The sequence below is a fragment of the Actinoalloteichus spitiensis RMV-1378 genome (assembly GCF_000239155.1).
Lineage (GTDB): Bacteria > Actinomycetota > Actinomycetes > Mycobacteriales > Pseudonocardiaceae > Actinoalloteichus_B > Actinoalloteichus_B spitiensis.
On the sequence record NZ_AGVX02000274.1, the window covers coordinates 1 to 4,620 of the forward strand.

The window sequence follows — 4,620 nt, forward strand, 5'->3', positions numbered from 1 at the left end:
GAGCCGCACTGACTCGGAGGTGCAGTAGTCCTGCCAGCACACGTCCAGTTCGGCGGCGGCGACCCTGGCACCCAGCGGCGGGCTGATCCGCAGTTCCACCCCGGGTGGCGCCTCCGGCCGGACGCACGGGAACGCCCCCGTCGCGGGGGGCGTCGCGGCGCAGCCGCCGAGGGCCGTGGCTCCGAGCACCACGAAGGCCGAGCGGAGAATCCCAACCATGGCCGTAGGACGACTGGCGGGGGGACCACCGTTGCGCGATGTGGCCATGTTGTGATGTTGCTGTCCGGCCCGGCGGCCCGACCTACTCGTCCTCCACCAGACGCAGCGAGATGCTGTTGATGCAGTACCGCTGGTCGGTGGGGGTGTCGTACCCCTCGCCCTCGAAGACATGCCCGAGGTGGCTGTGGCAGGAGGCGCACAGGACCTCGGTGCGGAGCATCCCGTGCGTGCGGTCCTCCCGCAGGATGACCCGATCGCCCGCCATGGGGGAGAAGAACGACGGCCACCCGCAGTGGGAGTCGAACTTGGTCGAGCTGCGGAAGAGCTCGGCTCCGCAGGCGCGGCACTCGTACACGCCCGTGGTTTTCGTCTCGACGTACTCCCCGCTCCAAGGGGGCTCGGTTCCGGCCTGTCGCAGTACCGCGTACTCGACCGGACTCAGTTCCTCGCGCCACTCCTGCTCGGACTTCACGACCCGAGGAGTCGCACCGACCACCGGTTCCATGCCCCTAACGCTAGTCCCACGGGCAAGGGGACGCTGGTCGGAGGGAGGAGACGGTGGTCACGCGCCACCGCCGAGGAGGAAGCCGAGCAGGTTCCACGCGACGAGCGCGAAGAACAGCAACATGAGCCAGACCAGCGCCACGGCGGCGGCACGTCGTCCTCCGCGCGCCCTGTTCACCGAGTCGGTGAACTCGGTGACCGCCCGGAGCGACCCCTCCACCGTCATCGTGGGGCCTGGGCGGGACATGCGGTCGAGGTGCTCGGCGAACGCCCTGACCTCCGGGTCGTTCGGGTCGAGTCCCACGAGTTCGTCCCGGAGGCGGTCCGTGCCGGACCCGGGCACGTCACGCCCCTCGTCGGGGTCCTCGGCGCCGAACCAGGTGTTCCGCATACCTCCACGGTAGCGAGTGCCGGCGGCCTGGCCACCCGTTCGGTGGTGGTGGCGGGGGCCGGTCCGCGCCCGGCCGGCGCGGCCAACTCCTCGTACGGTGGACCGCATGGCGACCGAGGTTCGGGAACTGGCGGTCGGTGGGCGGACGGTCCGGGTGACCAACCCGGCGCGCGTGCTGTTCCCCGAGGTCGGGGTGACCAAGCTCGACCTCGTCGAGTTCTACCTCTCGCTGGGTGATGCCGTGCTGCGGGCCGTCCACCACCGGCCCACCACCCTGCGGCGGTTCCCCTCGGGTGTCGACGGCGAGTCGTTCTTCCAGAAACGCGTTCCCCGGGGCGCCCCCGACTGGGTCGACACCGTCCGCATCCGCTTCCCGAGCGGCCGAAGCGCCGACGAGATCTGCCCGACCGAGGTCGCCGTGCTGGCATGGGTGGCGAACCTCGGGGCGATCGAGCTCCACCCCTGGCCGGTACGCCGCGACCGGGTCGAGCAGCCCGACCAGCTGCGGGTGGACCTGGACCCCCAGCCCGGGACGGGGTTCGCCGACGCCGTCCGGGCGGCCGAGATCACCAGGGAGCTGCTCACCGAGCTGGGCTATCCGTGCTTCGTCAAGACCTCCGGCGGGCGCGGCCTGCACGTCCTGGTTCCCCTCCAGCCGGAGTGGGAGTTCGTGGTGGTGCGGCGAGCCGTGATCGCCCTCGCCAGGGAACTCGCCCGCCGCGAACCGGAGCTGCTGACCACGGCGTGGTGGAAGGAGGAGCGGGGACGACGGGTGTTCGTCGACTACAACCAGGCCGCCCGTGACCGCACGATCGTGGCCGCCTACTCGGTGCGGGCCAGCCCCACGGCGACGGTCTCCACCCCCGTGGAGTGGAGCGAGCTCGGCGAGGTCGACCCTCGTGACCTGACCACCCGCACCGTGCCCGACCTGGTGGCCCGTCGCGGCGATCCGCACGCGGGCCTGCACTCCCGCCCGAGCCGGCTGGAACCCCTCCTCGACCTGGCCGACAGGGACGAACGCGACCACGGGCTGGGTGACCTGCCCTACCCTCCCGACCACCCGAAGATGCCGGGCGAACCGGCGCGGGTGCAGCCCTCCCGGGCGAGGAGACGAGGACCCGGCGACCGGCAGGACTGACAGCGGCGGGTCGCCAGCCCGACCGGCCCGACCGCCCGGCATGGGAGTCACCGCAACGGTTCAGCCAACTACGGTGGGTATGCGCCCTGCGGGGAAATCGACGGTCCCGGTTCATCCGAGCAGCGGTCCCCGCCGGGTACGGACCCGGCGACGATCGACGAGGTGGCATTTTCGCGTTCCCGTTAGGAGGCTGACATGGAGATCACGACCAGCCACGCGCCCAGCCAGGGTGGTTGCAGCTGCTGCTCCGGGTGCACCGGCCCTGGCTGCGGCTGCTGCGCGGGCTGCTGAGCCCGCTTCACCCGGTCAGCACGGCGTCGGGTGTGCCCACCCTCACGGTGGGCACACGACGTCGTTCTCCGGTGCCTCGCCGTCGACCAGGAAGGAGACGGCGGCGTCGGTCACGCAGGACGACCGCGCCAGGCCGCCGTGCCCGGTTCCCTGCCAGTCGACCAGCACCGCGCTGTCGAACCGCCCGGCCATCCGGCGCGTCGCCGGCCCTGGGGTCACCGGGTCCGTCGCCGTGCTGACCACCATCACCGGCGGTGCCCCTCGAACCGTGTCGCCCTCGGTGCCCTGGTAGGGCACCGGCCAGGCGGTGCAGTGCAGCAGTTCCTGGGCGAACAGCCCTCCGAAGGTCGGGTGCTCGGCGTGCCACTCCTCGCTGAGCTCGGCCACCTGGTTCGGGGGGAGGCGCAGCGCGGAGGCGTTGCACCTGGTCACCAGCGAGGCGTCGAACCGGGGCGGGTCCAGCGGGCCCTCCCACAACGTGTCCCGCAGGCGGGTTCCCAGCGGCACGCCGTCCCCGTTCCGGGCGGCCGCCACCGCCTCGGCCACCTCGGGCCACTCCTCCGGCACCGCGAGACCGTCGAGGAGCACCCGGGCCAGGGCACCCGGGGTGACCATCGCGTCCGACGTGAGCACCGGGTCCCGGCGCAGCACCTCCGCCAGTTCCTCCACCGCGGCGGCCGGATCGGAGCCCAGCGGGCAGTCCTCCCGCGCCGCGCACGACGAGGCGAACGCCTCGAACGCGCGTTCCGCCGCCGCCGCCCGTTCCTCGGCCCGGGCCAGGGCGTCCGAGCCCAGGTCGGGAACGCCGTCCAGGACCATCCGCCCGACGTGGTCGGGGAACCGCTGGGCGTAGGAGACCAGCACCTCCGACCCGTCCCCCCGTGCGATCGCGTTGAGCCGGGACATCCCCAGCTCCAACCGGAGGACCTCCAGATCACCGGCGGTCCGCGCCGGGTCGAAAGCCCGTGCCCGGTACTCGAGCAACCAGGTGCACTCCTTGGCCGCCGACGACGACGAGGAGTGCAGGGAGTCCTGGCCGGCCACGTCGGTGACAGCCGGGTCGAACCCGACCATGTTCTCCCTGTCGTCGCCCCGGACGCAGCTGATCGGGTCGGACATGCCGGTACCGCGCCGGTCGACGCCGATGAGGGAGAAGGCGTCCAACAGCTCGGCGGGGAGGGCCTCGGCCAGGCGTGCCGCGTACAGCGAGCCCGGCTCCCCACCCACGTCGTTGAGCACGACCAGCGGAACGGATCCGGTGCCCACGCGGAGGACGTGGGTCGTGGCGGTGCCGAAGTTCGGTTGTTCCGGTGAGTCCAGGGGGCCCGTCACGCTGCCGCACTCGTAGGCCCGGGTCTCCGCGTCGTCGGTGAGCCCGAGCCGCTGCCGGGTGTGCTGGGTGCAGTCCGCCCAGCGGATGGTGTGGGCGCCCGGCTCCTCCAGCGGAGGCAGCGGCACGGGGTCGGACCCGGGTTCGACGGTCACCGACCGGTCCGGGTCCGCGGCCACCGCCATCGGCGGCGCCGTGGAGGCGCCCGCCGAACACGAGGTCGCCGCCACGACGGCCGCGAGCGTGAGCGCCAGACCCACCGCGTGGCTTCGGGTGCGCGGCACGTGTCCTCCCCCGATCGGAACGGTCCTCCGCTGGTCGCCGGGTCCGGTTGGGGCGTGGCCCCGTGCCCGACCCGTCCCGGTTGACGCAGAGACTACGCAAGACGCTCCCAGCGAACGGGTAACAGGGCGGTGAGCGTTCCCGGGGTGGTGCCAGACCCACCCGTCCTCCGGCGGTGCCGCCCTCATGGGTGTCCTCGTCCGCTGTCCCGGGCGGCGGCGCCGGGTCAGGGGGAGCCTCGGACCTCGCCCCGGAGCACGGAGGCCAGGTCGAACCGCACGGGCTCATCCAACTGGTCGTACCCGCAGGTCACGGGATCCCGGTCCGGTCGCCAGCGCAGGAAGCTCGTGGTGTGCCGGAACCGGGCCGGGTGCGCCCCCTCCAGGTGGTCGTAGCCGACCTCCACGACCCGCTCCGGCCGGAGCGGCTGCCACGGTTGTTCGGTGGACCGCCAGCGGCTGATCT

At 72.8% G+C, this 4,620-nt stretch carries 5 protein-coding genes and 1 pseudogene; 1 reads left to right on the forward strand and 5 read right to left on the reverse strand.

What is annotated here, in order from left to right:
* The 3 genes from ACTIDRAF_RS28685 to ACTIDRAF_RS0213050 form a co-directional block, all read right to left on the reverse strand.
* Positions 1 to 219: hypothetical protein (locus tag ACTIDRAF_RS28685; RefSeq protein WP_039787145.1), on the reverse strand; the 219-nt coding region annotated here is incomplete at its 3' end.
* An 82-nt stretch (positions 220 to 301) separates the two neighbouring features.
* Complete coding sequence (gene msrB / locus ACTIDRAF_RS0213045) at positions 302 to 724, reverse strand: peptide-methionine (R)-S-oxide reductase MsrB (RefSeq protein ID WP_016699180.1); 423 nt, start codon at positions 722 to 724, stop codon at positions 302 to 304.
* A 57-nt stretch (positions 725 to 781) separates the two neighbouring features.
* On the reverse strand, positions 782 to 1,114 hold the full coding sequence (locus tag ACTIDRAF_RS0213050) for a hypothetical protein (protein ID WP_016699181.1): 333 nt from the start codon (positions 1,112 to 1,114) through the stop codon (positions 782 to 784).
* Positions 1,115 to 1,220: 106 nt separating this feature from the next.
* Here ACTIDRAF_RS0213050 and ligD point away from each other — a divergent pair, with 106 nt between their 5' ends.
* Positions 1,221 to 2,252, forward strand: a complete 1,032-nt coding sequence (ligD, locus tag ACTIDRAF_RS0213055) for a non-homologous end-joining DNA ligase (RefSeq protein WP_016699182.1) — start codon at positions 1,221 to 1,223, stop codon at positions 2,250 to 2,252.
* A gap of 333 nt (positions 2,253 to 2,585) precedes the next feature.
* On the opposite strand, the gene ACTIDRAF_RS0213060 is transcribed toward ligD, so the two are convergent.
* Entirely contained in the window at positions 2,586 to 4,157 is a 1,572-nt protein-coding gene (locus ACTIDRAF_RS0213060; RefSeq protein ID WP_157163012.1) for an alpha/beta hydrolase, read from the reverse strand.
* Positions 4,158 to 4,381: 224 nt separating this feature from the next.
* Positions 4,382 to 4,620, reverse strand: a pseudogene (locus ACTIDRAF_RS28690) (ATP-dependent DNA ligase); the annotation flags it as partial.